The organism is Trichocoleus sp. FACHB-46, from assembly GCF_014695385.1.
Lineage (GTDB): Bacteria > Cyanobacteriota > Cyanobacteriia > FACHB-46 > FACHB-46 > Trichocoleus.
The window spans coordinates 436,976-453,097 of sequence record NZ_JACJOD010000013.1 but is presented as its reverse complement, the minus strand read 5'-3'; the positions used below and the strand labels follow the sequence as shown (position 1 = coordinate 453,097).

Sequence of the window (16,122 nt, the reverse complement as noted above, 5' to 3'; positions counted from 1 at the left end):
CATAATTTGTGGGATGAGTTTAAATTAGAAATAAGCAGTCCCATTAAACCGATACGGATTACGTAACTTTCTAAGTGTTTTGTTTCTTTAAAACTCTAAAATTCTTGATACGTTGAGCCAGAGAAATACTGTGATGAATGCTGTGTGGCCTCGGTTTTTAAGGGCAGCTTATCGTAAGGAGCCCATCTCTAGCTTTGTAATTACGGTTGGCGCTGTAGATGCAGCGATTGGCGGTCTCGATAGCCGCTGGTCTCTATTTAGCTTTGGTCTGGGAACCGTGGGACTTGCGCTCGCCCTGCGGTGGTGGTTGATGCAGCGCCAACAAGAAGAGCAACCGGAACAAGTACCGCAATATTACTTACCCCCTCGCTCCTCACGACCGCAGATGCCCGTGCTATCGGTTTCTAAAAAGAATCCACCACCTCACTAAATTGATTTCTCAGTTAGGTCTCAGTTAGAGCTATTCCATACCTTTTAGCTTACTCATGCTAACTGGGGAACGTTCTGAGGCGAGTTACCGTCTTTTTGACCGTTCAGTGCTTCATCGCTTGGCTTTCATTAAGCGGGCTCAACCCTAAAGTTCGAGCTGAATTGAAATCCAAGAAATTTCGAGCGTGCCTGAGCAAGAGCAATTGCCTTACGTTGAAGTCAAGCAGTGCTTGCAGACTGGGTTGGCTGCGATCGCTCAACAAATGGAAACTCTCAAAACCTTGAAAGTTGAAGCGCCAGGAATTCTGTCCGCTTGGGAAGACACCCTTCAGCCCTTTGCCTCACTCAAACAATCTGCCCCAATATTCAGTCGAACTATGAAATACCCATCTCCTAGCTTTCCTCTGCGTGTATTTCCTCATAAGCGGTTGGCATTTTGGGGAGCAGTGGGTATTGGAGTAGTTTGCTCTCTACAAATTGCTCATGTGAGCCAAGCGCTGCCTACACCCTCTGTAACCAAGGTAGACGTAGCCGCTACTGTGACAGGTTCGTCCACCCCGGGCGGTTGGAAGCAGCCCCAGCTAGTCCGCACCTTGAAAGGGCATAAAGGAGCTGTGGATTCTCTGCTGTTTGCTTCTGATGGTCGAACCCTGTTTAGTGGCGGTAGCTACAACGACGCCAGAATTAAAGTCTGGAATCTCCAGCGCGGTCGAGAAGCGATGACGTTGCGAGTCCATCAAACGATGGTGGCAGCGCTAGCTATGACACCAGACGGTCAAACGCTGGTCAGTGGTGGCACTGACTATATTCTGAATCTCTGGAATCTAAAGACGAAACAATCGAGCCGAATTTTCCTAGATCACACGAGCCATGTTCTGGCACTAGCTATTAGCCCCGATGGTAAAACTTTAGTCAGTGGCGGCTTAGATGGCATTAAACTTTGGGATTTACAAAGACAACGCCCACTGTCCACGCTTGAAGACGAGCGACATGAAGTGCATGCCCTAGCGATTAGCCCTTCTGGGCAATACCTAGCTAGTGGGGAAGACAACGGCGTTGTGAAGCTGTGGGACTTGGCTAGTGGGCAGCTCCTACAAACTCTCCCAGGTCATACAGGGGTTGTTAATTCTCTAACCTTTACACCTGATGGCACCTCGCTAGTTAGCGCCAGCCGAGATGCCACGATTAAAGTGTGGAATTCCGAAACGGGAGAGTTGCTCCAAACACTGACAGGTCATACTAATTGGGTCATGGATGTTGAAGTAAACCCAAATGGTAGAGTTTTAGCCAGTGCAGGGCGAGATGCTGTCAGACTTTGGAATCTAGAGACAGGGGAATTAATCAATACCTTGACTGAGCATGCAGATTGGGTGCAGTCTGTTGCCTTCAGTCCGGATGGTCAAACTCTAGCTAGTGGTGGCTCTGATACGTTGATTCAAGTGTGGCAAGATGGAGTTTTACCACCTGTTAAGTAGGCAGAACGAGCCATTAAGCTAGTCCTTAGGCACATAAATAAAAAAACAGGGAAGAGAGTTGATGTCTCTTCCCTGTTTTTTTTGATTAGTTTGCTCTTTGTCATCATTTTGCTCTTTGAGCTTTCGCCGCAACACTTGCATTTGCTTTTTGCGTTGTCTCTAACGAGCCGAACCGCCTTTACCCTTGGAATTCCGACCTTCACGGCGCGGTGACTCCCATCGTTTCAGACGTTGAGCCTATTTGGTACTTAGTGAAATGATATGGGCGGGGAGAGACTCGAACTCTCACGGCCGAAGCCGCCACATTTTGAGTGTGGTGCGTCTACCAATTCCGCCATCCGCCCTTGGATGAAGCTTCACTATTATACTCATTTTTTCCGTTTTGCAACAGGGTTTGGTAAGTTTTACTTCCAGCCCAGCGATCGATCTCCCGCGCGCGAATTACAGGGACCGGATGAGTCAGAGGTGCAACTTGAGCCTGCTTTAGTAATTCACCCAGGTCGCTGTTACTAACGTCATCGTAAGAACGCGCCTGAGCTAGAAAAGCGTCTAGGTTTAACTTAGATGCCAAGGTCGGCGATCCCCCAGTCAGTTTCATTAGCAGGGAAGCCACCACCTTCGGGTCTTGCGTGACTAAGAGAGCAGCGCGATCGCAAGTAAATTCAGCACAGCGGACCCACTCTAAGATTTGGGACTGCAAGGTTTGAGCAATCACGCCACCCAAAGTAGGCAGTTGTCCTGCGGCTAGCACCATAATGTTGGCTAGGGTTAAGTAAACGCCGTGATCACATTTCAAGTGTCCTAGTTCGTGAGCGATCACCGCTTGAATTTCTTCGGGGTTCAGTAGCTCCAGCAAAGAGGTATGAACTACGATAAAGGGCTGTCTGCCGCGAATCGCAAATGTATAAGCATTGGGGACAGGATGTTGCCGAATGTAGAGCTGAGGCAACTCCAGGTCAAGAATTTTGCAAGCTTCGATTAGCAGTTGATGTAAGTGCGGCAGTTGTTGGTCACTGACCAAAATGCTGGAGGCAATATTGTCAAGGTAAAAAACTTGTTCGGCTAGTGGCCCTAGCAAACTCCGAATCATCAAGTCCAGCCCAGGCAACTGCTTGAGGGCTTGAGTTGCTTCTAAATCGAGAGGATGACGAAATTGATCCGCCTTCAAGCCAATTAAAGGAGTCTTTGCAGGAGACATGCTGGGGCAGCCACAAGAAGTGAGGTTAAGACAAGCGTCTGGGCAAGCCGCACAGCAAGTACGAGTTGCATGGCGATCGCTTACCACCGATGCTTATCACCGATACATAGCTAGTATAACGAGATTGCTCCTAGCCTGCGGGTACAAGCCAAGAGCAATCAAGATCAAGCCTCAGTCAGGGCAGATGGGACTAGGAGTGTAACTGTGGTTAGGAGTTAATTGGGCGCGATCGGTGTCAGTGGAGCTGTCTCCACCTCTGTAGTAGAGTCTCCTTGAAGGCGCTGCAACTTCACCCCTAGTTTTTGGAGCTTCGTGTCGAGGTTTTCATAGCCGCGATCCAAGTGGTGTAATCCTTGAATCGTGGTTTTACCCTCTGCGGCTAAAGCAGCCACAACCAAAGCAGCCGATGCTCTTAAATCGGTTGCGACTACAGGAGCTCCAGAGAGCGTCGGGACTCCTCGAATCACGGCGTGATTGCCCTTCACCCGGATATCAGCTCCCATCCGATTTAGCTCAGCCACATGGCGCAGGCGGTTTTCAAACACCGTTTCTGTGACGATGCTGTCGCCCTCACTGACGGTCAGCAAAGCCATAAATTGAGCTTGCATATCCGTAGGAAAACCTGGATAGGGTAGGGTCTCAATATCAGTAGCGGTCAGGCCATGCCCCGGACTGATCCGCAAACAGTTAGGTGATTCTGGGGTGATCAAAGCACCGATCGCCCGCAACTTAGCAATGGCAGCCGTCAAATGATCAGGAATAACCGGAGAAAGGCTAATTTCAGATTGTGTGATAGCTCCTGCTACTAGAAAAGTAGCCGCCTCAACGCGATCTGGAATAATGGCGTAGTCGGCTGAGTGCAGACTTGGCACCCCTGAGATTACGATGGTTTTCGTACCTGCGCCTTGGATCTTGGCTCCCATAGCGCGGCAGAAGTTGGCCAAATCGATCACTTCAGGTTCTTGAGCGGCATTTTCTAGGATGGTTTCCCCATCAGCTAGGGTAGCCGCCATCATCAGCGTTTCGGTTGCGCCAACGCTGGGATAATCTAAATAGATTTTGGCTCCCTTGAGGCGGCGGCTGGGGCCTTTAACGTAAGCATTGACTGTGCCATGCTCGATATGGACATCCGCTCCCATCGCTTGCAGACCTCGGACATGCAGGTCTACGGGACGAGCACCGATCGCGCAGCCACCGGGCAAAGGAACGCGGGCCACGCCTAAGCGAGCTAGAACGGGGCCAATGACAAAGAAGCTAGCTCTCAGTTGGCTAACCAGCTCATAAGGAGCAGTTGATTGGCCAATGTAGCTCGCATTGATATCGAGAACATCGCCCTGTCTTGTCAGCTTGACACCCAAGGATGCCAAAATCTCCCCCATCCGAGAGACATCTGCCAGAGAGGGAACGTTACGAAGACGGCAGTCTTGGGGACAGAGCAGGGCACCCGCCATCACAACGAGGGCGGAGTTTTTGGCACCGCTAATAGTGACATGTCCTTTGAGCGAAGATTTACCCCAGATCTGAAGTACTGACTTATCTTCTTCAGGTGAAGAATGGGTTTCTGGCAGTCCGTGAGAGGGAGTTATGGGCCTATCCTCCGAGTCAATTTATACTTTTAGAACTTACAAATTTGGTTTCGATTCTACCGGAAAGATTCCAGATGTCCAGAACTCCGATCTCAAGCGATGAAACAGTTTAGCTTGAACGAGCACTTTAACCTAAAAGAGATTGGCTCTGAGAAAGTTGACAAAGCTTCTAGATTTCACTACATTGGTAAATCGCAGTCCGTAGCTGCGCCATAAGCGGAACTGGCGGAATTGGTAGACGCGCTAGATTCAGGTTCTAGTGTCTGCAAAGACTTCCGGGTTCAAGTCCCGGGTTCCGCATCTAAAAGCCAGTCATCTCGGCCCTAAGAAGGTTACTTCAATCTACATAATTTTTAAGAGCAAACCTCGTGAGAAATCAAGCGGTTTGCTTTTTTATTTTTCCCCGAAGCTGCTTTGGGTAACTAAGGATTTGGTCAGATCTACTTATGGTTCCTTTGCTGATTGTAAGAATATTTAAATGACTGGAGAATTATAGATTCTAATTCAAGGTTCGAACTCTAGGCGCGAAACAAGAAAGCAGTCCTGAAAACAGTGCGGGATCTTGGAGTTTTGCGCGCTCAGCAGTAGAGTGAAGCTGCTTCAACGCTACGTTATTTTGTGGCACAGAATTATGTTGACCAGTCTGCAAAATCCTCTCGTTAAGCAACTTCGCAAGTTACACCGTGCCAGAGAGCGCCGAGAACAGCAACTGTTTTTGCTGGAAGGCACTCACCTACTCGAAGAAGCTTGTGCGGTGAATTATCCGCTGGCAACCCTTTGTTGCACTCTGGAGTGGCAAGCCAGTCATGAACAGTTATGGCAGCAAGTTAGTCAAACCGCCCAGCGCATAGAACTGGTGAGTCCTGAAGTGTTGAAGGCGATCGCGACGACCGTAGAGCCTGACGGTGTAATTGTGACGGCACCACGTAAACCAGAGCAGCATCAACTGCCAGAAATTGCTAGTTTGGGTCTGGTGCTAGAAACCATTCAAGATCCAGGCAACCTGGGCACTATGATTCGGGCTGCTGCCGCCGCAGGGGCAGAAGGTTTGTGGCTCAGTGCTAACAGTGTGGATCTTGATCACCCTAAGGTACTGCGAGCCAGCGCCGGACAATGGTTCCGTCTGCCGATGGCTGTCAGCACAGATTTGCAAACGGTCATTGCTGATTACCAAGCCCAAGGCATGCAGGTTGTAGCCACTCTGCCAGATGCAGCTCTCACTTACTGGGAAGCCGATCTGCGGCAACCTACTTTAATTTTGTTAGGAAATGAAGGCGCAGGCTTATCGCCGGAAATAGCAGCTTTGTCTGACCAACAGGTCAAAATTCCTCTCTATCCGGGGGTAGAGTCGTTGAACGTGGCGATCGCTGCTGCCCTAATGCTGTATGAAGCCCAACGACAACGAGGCTTTAATCCTGAAGCCCGTTCCAGTTAAGCAGATGAGAGGCAAGCTCAATGAGCTACTTTAGCTCGAGCGTCGCGCCTCGATAAACTGTTCGATATCAGCGACTGCGGCTTCCCAATCAGCCAGAGCGGGCCGAGTTGGAGCCGCCTTAGAGTTGCTATTAGACACCGGAGCCATCTTTTCTGGCTGAGGCTGAGCCGTTGTGGGTGGTCTGCCCTCGGCTTGCAAGGTTTTTTGCAACTGATCAAGTGATTCAGCAAAGGCTTGGGCGGCGGCGCGACGAACCTCGTTCTGATGCTGCTCCATTAGCTGGACTCCAAAAATTCAGAATCTAGGACTCAGACTGCTTGCCATCCTGGCTTTTAAAGCGGCAGGGGGTCAAGCGTTAAAAGACGTAGAAAAGATATTAAATATGGCTGAGCCAGCGTTCTATTTGTAATTTAACTGAGGTCAAGCGACCGAGACTCTAGAAGTTGGCTGCTATCAGGGTGCCCAATTTCGTTGCGATCGCAGCATGATCCTGATTTATGGTTGAGCCTGCTGTGTGGCTTTGAGTAGGTGTTGTCTAATCAACCAAATTTAGTTGAAAATTAAATTAAGGATAAAGACAAAGCGCTAAAACCAAACCCTTAACTTTTTGGGCTTGGGGCATTGCGGTATGGTAGAAAGGTTTGCCTTTCCAGGAGAGCAAAGTGAGTCAGGGATTTGATTACGATTTAGTTATTCTCGGCGCAGGAGTTGGGGGACATGGAGCGGCACTGCATGCAGTGAGCTGTGGCTTGAAAACTGCCATCGTCGAAGCGGCTGATATGGGCGGCACCTGTGTCAATCGTGGTTGCATCCCCTCCAAAGCTCTTCTGGCAGCTTCGGGGCGGGTACGGGAATTGCGCAATGCTCATCACCTCAAGGCAATGGGGATTCAAGTCGGTGAGGTTGAGTTTGATCGCCAAGCGATCGCCGACCATGCCAACAACTTAGTCAGCAAAATTCGAGGCGACCTCACCAACAGCCTCAAGCGCTTGGGCGTAGATGTGATTCAAGGGTGGGGCAAGGTAGCTGGCTCCCAGAAAGTCTCGATTGAAACTCCGACTGGTGAAAGAGTAGTCACGGCTCAAGATGTGATTTTGGCTCCTGGCTCTGTGCCTTGGGTTCCGCCTGGGGTAGAAGTGGATGGCAAAACCGTGTTTACCAGCGATGATGCGGTCAGACTCGAATCGTTGCCGCCTTGGGTTGCCATTATTGGCAGTGGCTACATTGGTTTAGAGTTTTCTGACGTTTACTCAGCTCTAGGTGCAGAAATTACTCTGATTGAGGCGCTAGATCAACTAATGCCTGGGTTTGATCCAGATATTGCCAAACTGGCGCAACGGGTGCTGATTGCTCCCCGCGACATTGAGACTAAAGTTGGCATGTTGGCAAAACGAGTGATTCCTGGTTCGCCAGTGGTAATCGAACTCGCAGATGCCAAGACCAAAGAAGTGGTCGAAGTGCTGGAAGTAGATGCTTGCTTGGTCGCAACCGGGCGAATCCCTGCAACGCAAAATTTAGGCTTGGAAGCAGTGGGCTTAGAACTCGATCGCCGTGGCTTTATTCCAGTTGATGATCGGATGGCAGTGTTGGTGGATGGTCAACCTGTGGCTCACTTGTGGGCGATCGGAGATGCTACCGGAAAGATGCAACTCGCTCATGCTGCTTCTGCTCAGGGTGTTGTGGCTGTTGAGAATATTTGTGGTCGCGATCGCCAGGTGGACTACCACAGCATTCCTGCGGCTGCCTTTACCCATCCTGAAATTAGCTTTGTTGGCATGACTGAACCCGCAGCGAAAGCCTTGGGAGAAGCAGAAGGGTTCAAAGTAGCAACTTCTAAGACCTACTTTAAGGGCAACTCCAAGGCTCTAGCAGAAGGCGAAACAGAAGGTGTTGCCAAGGTCATTTACCGCCAAGACACAGGCGAAGTTCTAGGGGTACATATCTTTGGGCTACATGCTTCTGACCTGATCCAAGAAGCCGCCAACGCGATCGCTCAGCGCCACTCCGTCCAAGATCTGGCTCACATGGTGCATACTCATCCCACACTTTCCGAAGTGTTGGATGAAGCTTTCAAGCGAGCAGTAGCAGCTCACTAAAAGGTGACCTAACCCCCAGCCCCTTCCCTAATAGGGAAGGGAACTAGATTCAGAGTTGTATTTCTCGTGTTTGGTTGTTCTTAAATTAATTCCCAATGCAAATTCGTCGTCGTTCTCCAAATCCCGCAGTTGCAGTTCAAGAATTGCGCTATCAGGTTGCTGTACCGGATGCAGCTCCGCGCCACATTTTGGAGGAAATTGTTTGGCAGAAGGAAGTTGAAGTAGACCAGATGCGGGAGAAGCAGCCTTTGCTGGAGCTGCAAAAGCAGGTTCTAAACGTTGCTCCTGCCCTCAATTTTGTGGAAGCAATACGCCAAAGTACTACTCAACCCGCAGTGATTGCAGAAGTCAAGAAAGCATCTCCGAGTAAGGGCGTGTTGCGGGAAGATTTCGATCCAGTGGCGATCGCCCAAGCCTACAAAGCAGGCGGAGCTACTTGTGTCTCAGTTCTAACCGACCAGAAATTTTTCCAAGGTAGTTTTGCCAATCTTGCTAAGGTTCGGGCTGCAATTGACCTGCCCCTACTCTGCAAAGACTTTATTATCTACCCGTACCAAATCTACCTAGCTCGGTGCCACGGCGCAGATGCGGTGCTACTCATTGCCTCAATTCTTTCGGATAAAGACTTACAGTACTTTGTCAAAATCACGAATGCCTTGAACATGACTGCTTTAATTGAGGTGCATACCTTAGAAGAGTTGGATCGAGTTCTGGCATTAACAGGTGTCACCCTGGTTGGCATTAACAACCGCAACTTGGAAAACTTTTCCGTTGACTTGCAAACCACTTGTCAACTTCTTGCAGCTCGCAAACAGCAACTTCAAGAGCGAGGTATTCTAGTGGTGAGTGAGTCAGGACTGCATCAGCCTGCTGATCTAAGCTTGGTTGCTGAAGCGGGGGTAAAAGCAGTTCTAATTGGCGAATCTTTAGTTAAGCAAAGCGATCCAGCGCAGGCTTTACGGCAGATGTTAGCATCATCCGCAGCTGTGCCAACCCCAGAAGCAGCTGTATAAATAAATCATTGGCTAAATTAGGAGAATGGCTTCGGTCTGGAATCGATGACAAAAACTTCTGATTTAGTGGCTGAATCTAAGAAGAGTGTTCTCACAGTATTCTCCAGCCCTATTTGCCTGACTAGGTAAGTAGAGTAACCCATTACTTTAAGGTAGATCAGCCTACATGGAGCCGATTCCTCTTCCTTCCCACGTTCATTATGAGTTGCTACTACAGCTGCTAGAAAGGCAAACGATGTTTGCTGTAAAACAAAGGTCACTTCAAAGTGATCAAGTCCACGAACTCATCAGCACTCTGCGTAAAGCACTGTCCCAGCAAAAGCGATTGGAAGAAAACTGTCAACGTGCTAACCAGCCGATTGAATATCGCTGGTCTCTCAATAATATAGAAGCAGAAAAAACGGCTCCATCTGAATAGCCTTCAGCGATTGCCAAGGAATGTAATCCATTGCTGACGCGAAACAAAGTTCCTCAAAACCGATCCTGCTTTGTTTCTGAAGACCTATGGTGCCTTGTTGCTGTAAAGGTTATTCTATTGGCTAGTTTGTCTTGCTGAGTCTGTGGGGCAGTTATTAATGCTGGGGGGGTCCTGAGTGTCGGAACCGGACTTAGCTGCTGGTCATGAGTCAACTCCTGAAGAACTTCAACCCAAGTGGGAGCACGAGCGCCAAACCTTACTGGCTGAGCTGGAGCAACTACGATCGATAGAACACAACCGCTTAGAACGGATTTCGCTCCTAGAGCAAGCGCTTGACCAAGCGCTAACGTCTTTGAACGACCTCACGTTGCAAATGAGGGACCAACAAGTCTTAGAAGACCAGTTAGCAACTACAGAAGAATTTTCCCATGTGCAGCAACAGGCGATTACTAAGCTCAAGCTCCAGCTAACGCAGCAAGAGCAAATCCTGGAAGCTCGTATTGCTGAGGCTCAGGAGCAAAATCAAACGTTTCAAGAGCTTTTAACCGCCACTGAGGCGATCGCCCAAGCTCAGCAAGCGGAATTAGAGCGATTGCGAGTCCAAATTGTGCAGGACCGCTCTGAGATGCAGGTACAGCAAAAACGTTTAGAGAAGCAACTCTGCGATTTGCAAGGAGCCTCAAAAGGTCAACAGCAGCATGTTTTAGAAATGGAAACTCAGGCACTAGCGGCCCGCACTCTGGCAGCGAGTCTAGAGGTAAAACTAGCTGAAGCGCAACAGCAAATCGAAAGCCTGTATGCCAACCTAAGCCAGCGTCAGACAGCTTTTTCCGAATTAGAGACGCAGTTAGAGCAAGCGTATTTGGCTTTGGAGGAACATCAACTATTGCTGCATCAGATGCAGCAGGCTCAAGTCCTCTTGGCCGAGCACCACACAACCATTGCCACATTACAACAAGATTTAGTCACAGCTCACGGCAAGATCGAAGAACTAGAAACTCAGATGGCTAAACAGGTCATGCTGCAAGCTAAGCTGCAACAGGCAGGCCAAGAGCTGGAGGCAGAGCGCGATCGCTATCAATCACGGGTTTTAGGCTTAGAGCAACAAGCTGCCGAAATGCAAGAACAAATTCTCAAGCAGGCTCGGCAAGCCAATGAATACGAGACTGCTGTCCAACATTGGAAAGATCGGTGTGCCGAGAGCCAACGTCAGGCGCTACAACTAAAAGAACAGCTAGCAAAGCGCTCAGAAAATTGCCCGGAAGATTTATCAGAGCTACTCATGGCAGAGCTAGAGCCAGAATTAGCTGAAACGTCAGAGCCGATGATTTCGAACCCAACCACTTCCTCTCAATTTGGTCGCGGTTTGAAGGTGGACCTACCTGCTTTCTTGGCTCGACGGCGGAGCTAAAAAACTTTTTGATCTAAGCTTCGTAAGCCTTCATTTTGTAATATCGATTAAAAAAGCGAGTTCACGAACTCGCTTTTTTAGTGTTGTTCAAAGTAGAGATTATCACTTGGGCTAAACAGTCTCGCCAGGAAGTTGGTTGATACAGCATCATTTCAGGAGTAGGGGATTTTTGCTGAACCTTCACTCACACAACCTACAGGGGTTGTGTTGCGGCAAGACTTTAAGCAGCCTCCATCCAATCGAAAATGCGCTCTAGTTGTTCTAAGGTGACTAAGCCATACTGCCAAAGAATCATTGGCAAAGGCCCTGGATCCTGCTCCCGATGACGGAGGGCGATCGCGATCGAAGCAGCAGAGATCGATAAATCCTCTTGGAGGAAGCGAATAAAGCGTGAATACGTTGCGGGTGCCATAGTGACCTCAATTTGTTAAATCCAATTTTGTATGGTGAGAAATAAAGTTTTTGAAAACGAGTAGTCACTCTTTAATCTGTCCATTCCCTAAGCAGGGACTTTCTAGAAAGGAGACCAAATTGCTCCACGAGCCAAATTAGCTCCAAGGGTTGCTGTACCTTGAAACCAATCTTTGCTGGGTGAAGTTACCTTTACGATCCCCAGCCAGGGTGAATAGCTAACTAAGCTGATCAACAGCTTGGCTCGATAGGATTACTGAAATCTCCAGCAATCTAAAGGAGCAGGAAGGTTTCTGACTTTAAGCTTCTTAGCCTAAACGCTTAGCCCTTAAACAGCTTCAACTTGCTTCTCTCACACCTACATCGCCCTCTGAGAGAGTACCTAAAAAATACTTGATTGTTGCTAGGTAAAGAGTAAAGAACTCATATAGAACCCATGAACTTTGAGACAAGTATTTTTTACTTCATCAGGCTAGAAGAGCAAAAATAACAAATTCCTCAAACTTTGTATAGCGTATTATCTCTTGATGTAATGAAACTTCAATGATGATTGAATTGAGAGAATTTTTGTCACAATCCTGATCTAGGATTGCGTGGTTGGATGGGCATACGCAGGCAGAAATTGTAGGTTGATGCGATCGCCTACCTTCAGACCCAGTTGAGCCGCTCGACCACCCCGTAGCTCAATCACTTGGTCAATGATGATGTTAGGGCCAGGACCGTAGGAAGGACAAGGATCAGCTTTGCAGGGTGGAACTTGAGCCCGAATTGCTTTTACCTCACCATTACGCAAAAAAACCATATCCAACGGAATCAAGGTGTTTTTCATCCAAAAACCTACCGACCGGGGTGGATTGAAGGGGAATAGCATCCCGCGATTTGCGGCCAATGCCGTCCGATACATCAAACCCATCGCTTGCTGCTGGCGAGTTTGAGCCACCTCTAACTGAATGACCTGCCCTTTAATTTTGGTTTGAGCGGCGATCGGCAATTGCTGGCCCATATTCTGCTTAACTTGACCTACGGTTGGCTGAATAGTAGGCTGACGCTGAGCTTGGCTTGTGGGTGCAACTGTAGAAGAGGGTGCTGCACAGGCTAACAACAAACTGCTTAAACCGATAAATATCAACTGCGACCCAAGCTTCACGGCGCTGTATTCCCGCGGGAACTCATGAGAGGGAAATGTTGTTCGTTCTAGCTGAAGGATTGTGAGGTGCGGCAGTCCCATACATAGCTTTAACTCGTTTGTCTTACGCTTCTCGAAGAACATAGCCAACACCTCTCACAGTCTGAATCAAACGCTTTTCACCCTCATCCTCGATCTTCAGTCGTAGGTAGCGGATGTAGACTTCAATGACGTTAGATTCTCCCAAAAAGTCGTAACCCCAGACATTCTCTAAAATTTGTTCACGGGTCAAAACTTCACGGGGATGCTCCATTAAATATTTGAGCAATTCAAATTCTTTCATGGTGAGTTCAATGGCTCGACCATTGCGGAGAGCTCTACGAGTAGCTAAATCTAAGACTAATTCACCAAACCGTAGCTGCTCGGTGCTATGCGTGTCAGGCTGGAGGTAAAGCCGCACTAACTTTAAAAATTCTTCTGTACGGTAAGGCTTAAGGAAGTAATCGTCTGCTCCTGCCTCTAAGCAGGCCACGCGGTCATCTACTGCATCACGCGCCATCAACATTAGGACTGGCACCCTAGCCCCTGTATTCCGGAGATGATTGCATAGCTTTAAACCTGATTCTCCTGCCAGCATGCGATCGATCACAACAAGAGCGGGTTGCAATGCATGGGCTTGATGCAGGCCGCTGGTAGCGTCATGAACAACCACAGCTTCATAGCCAGATTCCTTTAAATCAATCATGACATGTTGAGCTAAAGCTTCATCTGGCTCAACTAGCAAAATGCAAGGACTGCGGTCAGAATTAAGAGTACTCATGACACCTGATGAGAGAGAAGTGAAGTAGAGAGCTTTGGTCTTCGTACCCCTAGGGGCTTCAACTAGCAATCAATACACTCACTAGGTTTGCTGATAGATGAAGCTGATAGATGAAATAGGCTTTGCCCAACCTCTACAGGTACCTACTCAATCAGCAGAAAGACTACACAATGCCAGGACAACCTGCGAAGGAGTGAGTATTAATACTTTTAACGTGCTTCCCTTGTTGTAGCACGTCCGTCAGGTATCGACTCTCCACTATGTGGTTAGAACCGACGATTAAGGCAGTTCAACCGAGGTGGGTTTGGCGATGTGAGGCAGCCCCCAACCGAGCTTTTCCCTGAGTAAATGGAAGAACTCGGGCTGTTGCAAGCGGATGAAACGAGCTGAATACTGCGATCGCACCATCCGGACCCGGTCCTCTGGCAAGATATAACATCCTGCGTTGCCATCCACCACCATCACCAACCGATTCGGGTTGGCAGGAAAAATAGTCACAGGTTCGCTATCTGCAAAAACGAGGGCCCTAGAAGCCAAGGAATGGGGACAAATAGGAACTAACTGTAAAACTGGGACGCCTGGGGTAATGACAGGACCACCCGCTGAGAGAGAATAAGCTGTAGATCCGGTGGGTGTGGAAACAATGATGCCATCTGCGGCAATATCTACTGGGGCGTGCCGACCAATTTCGATTTCAAAGTGACACATGCTGGTCAAGGGTTCTCGATGCATGACCATTTCATTCAGGCACAGAGCTTCCCACAACAAGCGATCGCTGCGAAAGACTTGAACCGAGAGCATCACCCGCTCTTCTACTTCATAGTCACCCGCTAAAACCAGCTCTAAGGCTTGTGGCAAATAATTTAAGTAGGTTTCAGTGAGAAACCCCATGTGTCCGGTGTTAACGGTCAGTAAGGGGATATGACAAGGAGCAATTTGTCGAAAAGCTGAGAGCACTGTACCATCGCCTCCCAAGACAATGGCAAAGTCCATCGTTTCATCAAACCCATCTGGAATCAGATGCTCAATCGGGGTATGACAGATCGGCCCTTCTGGTCCAGAGCACCCAAGAATTCCACCAGCGCCGGTAGTTGAGCAAACCTCCCAACCAGTTGCGGTGAGCTTGTCCTCTAGCTCCTCAGCCATGCGACAAGCAATAGGTTTGATGTCGTTGTAAATAATGCCGACTTTGGGCACGCTTAAAATCCAGCTTATAAGTCAATTTAAGGGGTTAGGAAGAAACTCAACTGCAACCGTTATCTATGACTAGTGAGAGACTCAATCCATTGCAGGGCGGTGAATGGAACCTGTGATCTTTTACCAATCAAGATGTTGCAAGCGGCAGCTTTAAGAGCTAATAGGCAAAGCTAAAACTCGATCTTTAATGACGGAGGGGCTAAGCTTTTGAGTTTTCCAATAGCTCTAATGGTACCAGGTTGGTCACCGTAGGAAGTAGACCTCTCAAGTAAGCCACCGAATCGGAATAACCAGTTAAGTCCATAGCAATGGCTAGAACAATGATTGGTTGAGGCTTTCATACATTTTTTTATAGTCCAAATAACGGACTAAGGGCAATAGGCACTGCTGCCCTGATGCCAGTTATTTGAAAAAGCCAGACTTGAAAGCTGTCTTTTTATTGGTTTGTTTAGTAGCTTGGTTTTGCTCGTAGTCCAATTCCTTTAGCTTTTTCAAGATGCGACTGAAGTAATCTTGCAAATAAACTTCTAGGGTTGTTGTCTCTTGAGGATCGATGCCAAAAGCATTGTAGGTCTCGTCCATCGAAGCTTTGAGTGGTTTTCCAGTTGCCAAAACTTCTGTAAAGGCTAAGCGATCGGCTAAGTTCCAGCTCCACTGGAAGAAACGAGCGCTCCGGCGTACCGAGCGCAACAGACCCATCGGCATCCGAGTGATTTTTGCTTCTTTTCCAGACAGGCGTTCGCAAAGCCGAATAATTTCGTAGCTGCCCCAAGCCCGTGAACCTACTATGGGAAACGCCTTCTTTTCGGTTTCCGGAGCGGAGAGGGCTCGGATCGCAAATTTGGCAATATCTTGAGTGTCCATGTAGGCAATGGGCGTGTCTTCTCCAGTCACCCAAACCGCTTGCTTTTCCAAAATTGGAATGGCGTACTGCCCAATTAATCCTTGCAAAAATCCGCAAGGCCGCAAAATTGTGTAGTTTAAACCAGATTCAGCGAGAAATAGCTCGGTGCACCGCTTGATTTCCATCAATGGTACATCTGGGTACTGGTCAGCATTCAAAATTGAGAAAAAGATAAAACGCTGGACGCCCGCTGCTTGAGCCGCCTGAATTAAGGCTACTTTTCCTTCCCAATCGACTTGCTTGATACTCAGAGAATCGGTAGGACGACTAGTGGCTGCATCAATAACGGCTGTAACGTCTTTAAGCGCTGGGATGAGGCTCTCCGGTTCACACAAGTCTGCTTGGATGAGTTCTGCTCCCCACTCCTTCAAGAAAGCTGCCTTCCTGAGACTGCGAACCAAGCAACGAACTTGGTGTCCCTCATCAAGGGCCCGACGAGCTACTTGCCTTCCCAAGGTACCAGTGGCACCGACAACTAATAACTGCATGAAGGGTGAATGATAGTTTGTTAACTTTTTATAAGATATTATCAGAAATTGTTGGTTTCTTGACAGCGATTACAATTCGCTATCTCAACGGCATCGTCTACCCTCAACGTATGAG

At 48.5% G+C, this 16,122-nt stretch carries 15 protein-coding genes and 2 tRNA genes; 8 read left to right on the top strand and 9 right to left on the bottom strand.

The window, feature by feature from the left end; genetic code table 11:
- The first annotated feature begins 133 nt into the window (after positions 1 to 133).
- Both H6F72_RS09735 and H6F72_RS09730 read left to right on the top strand, forming a co-directional pair.
- Positions 134 to 430, top strand: a complete 297-nt coding sequence (locus H6F72_RS09735) for a hypothetical protein (protein ID WP_190434065.1) — start codon at positions 134 to 136, stop codon at positions 428 to 430.
- Positions 431 to 614: 184 nt separating this feature from the next.
- Positions 615 to 1,904 carry a WD40 repeat domain-containing protein gene (locus tag H6F72_RS09730; protein ID WP_199298978.1) on the top strand — a complete coding sequence of 430 codons (1,290 nt, stop codon included), beginning with the start codon at positions 615 to 617 and terminating at the stop codon, positions 1,902 to 1,904.
- A gap of 262 nt (positions 1,905 to 2,166) precedes the next feature.
- On the opposite strand, the gene H6F72_RS09725 is transcribed toward H6F72_RS09730, so the two are convergent.
- From H6F72_RS09725 to murA, 3 genes are all read right to left on the bottom strand, one after another.
- Positions 2,167 to 2,248: transfer RNA gene (locus tag H6F72_RS09725), tRNA-Leu, on the bottom strand.
- A complete protein-coding gene (locus H6F72_RS09720; RefSeq protein ID WP_190434063.1) occupies positions 2,227 to 3,102 on the bottom strand; it encodes a M48 family metallopeptidase in 876 nt (291 codons plus the stop codon). Before H6F72_RS09720 ends, H6F72_RS09725 begins: the two co-directional genes overlap by 22 nt.
- Positions 3,103 to 3,317: 215 nt before the next feature.
- Positions 3,318 to 4,670, bottom strand: coding sequence for a UDP-N-acetylglucosamine 1-carboxyvinyltransferase (gene murA / locus H6F72_RS09710; RefSeq protein ID WP_199299012.1), 1,353 nt, complete (start codon positions 4,668 to 4,670; stop codon positions 3,318 to 3,320).
- A 234-nt stretch (positions 4,671 to 4,904) separates the two neighbouring features.
- Between murA and H6F72_RS09705 the strand changes: the two genes are divergently transcribed.
- Positions 4,905 to 4,988, top strand: a tRNA-Leu gene (locus tag H6F72_RS09705).
- 331 nt (positions 4,989 to 5,319) lie between these two features.
- Positions 5,320 to 6,123, top strand: coding sequence for an RNA methyltransferase (locus tag H6F72_RS09700; RefSeq protein WP_190434059.1), 804 nt, complete (start codon positions 5,320 to 5,322; stop codon positions 6,121 to 6,123).
- A 30-nt stretch (positions 6,124 to 6,153) separates the two neighbouring features.
- Here the strand turns inward: H6F72_RS09700 and H6F72_RS09695 are convergent, their stop codons facing one another.
- A complete protein-coding gene (locus tag H6F72_RS09695) occupies positions 6,154 to 6,399 on the bottom strand; it encodes a hypothetical protein (protein ID WP_190434057.1) in 246 nt (81 codons plus the stop codon).
- Between the two features lie 386 nt (positions 6,400 to 6,785).
- On the opposite strand from H6F72_RS09695, the gene lpdA reads away from it, so the two are divergent.
- From lpdA to H6F72_RS09675, 4 genes are all read left to right on the top strand, one after another.
- Positions 6,786 to 8,219 (top strand): dihydrolipoyl dehydrogenase, encoded by a 1,434-nt coding sequence (lpdA, locus tag H6F72_RS09690; protein ID WP_190434055.1) that lies wholly within the window; start codon positions 6,786 to 6,788, stop codon positions 8,217 to 8,219.
- 95 nt (positions 8,220 to 8,314) lie between these two features.
- Positions 8,315 to 9,232, top strand: a complete 918-nt coding sequence (trpC, locus tag H6F72_RS09685; RefSeq protein WP_190434053.1) for an indole-3-glycerol phosphate synthase TrpC — start codon at positions 8,315 to 8,317, stop codon at positions 9,230 to 9,232.
- Between the two features lie 166 nt (positions 9,233 to 9,398).
- Complete coding sequence (locus tag H6F72_RS09680; RefSeq protein ID WP_190434051.1) at positions 9,399 to 9,650, top strand: DUF5340 domain-containing protein; 252 nt, start codon at positions 9,399 to 9,401, stop codon at positions 9,648 to 9,650.
- Positions 9,651 to 9,825: 175 nt separating this feature from the next.
- Positions 9,826 to 11,061, top strand: coding sequence for a hypothetical protein (locus H6F72_RS09675; RefSeq protein WP_190434049.1), 1,236 nt, complete (start codon positions 9,826 to 9,828; stop codon positions 11,059 to 11,061).
- Between the two features lie 220 nt (positions 11,062 to 11,281).
- Here H6F72_RS09675 and H6F72_RS09670 read toward each other — a convergent pair whose 3' ends face one another.
- From H6F72_RS09670 to H6F72_RS09650, 5 genes are all read right to left on the bottom strand, one after another.
- Positions 11,282 to 11,473: a DUF2949 domain-containing protein gene (locus H6F72_RS09670; RefSeq protein ID WP_190434047.1), complete on the bottom strand. Its 192-nt coding sequence runs from the start codon at positions 11,471 to 11,473 to the stop codon at positions 11,282 to 11,284.
- 582 nt (positions 11,474 to 12,055) lie between these two features.
- Positions 12,056 to 12,742 carry a DUF192 domain-containing protein gene (locus tag H6F72_RS09665; RefSeq protein ID WP_242016849.1) on the bottom strand — a complete coding sequence of 229 codons (687 nt, stop codon included), beginning with the start codon at positions 12,740 to 12,742 and terminating at the stop codon, positions 12,056 to 12,058.
- Positions 12,723 to 13,418 (bottom strand): response regulator transcription factor NblR, encoded by a 696-nt coding sequence (gene nblR, locus H6F72_RS09660; protein ID WP_190434045.1) that lies wholly within the window; start codon positions 13,416 to 13,418, stop codon positions 12,723 to 12,725. The genes H6F72_RS09665 and nblR overlap by 20 nt, the downstream gene beginning before the upstream one ends.
- A 279-nt stretch (positions 13,419 to 13,697) precedes the next feature.
- A complete protein-coding gene (locus H6F72_RS09655; RefSeq protein ID WP_190434043.1) occupies positions 13,698 to 14,615 on the bottom strand; it encodes an NAD(+) kinase in 918 nt (305 codons plus the stop codon).
- 402 nt (positions 14,616 to 15,017) lie between these two features.
- Positions 15,018 to 16,007 (bottom strand): SDR family oxidoreductase, encoded by a 990-nt coding sequence (locus H6F72_RS09650; RefSeq protein ID WP_190434041.1) that lies wholly within the window; start codon positions 16,005 to 16,007, stop codon positions 15,018 to 15,020.
- Positions 16,008 to 16,122: the final 115 nt, after the last annotated feature.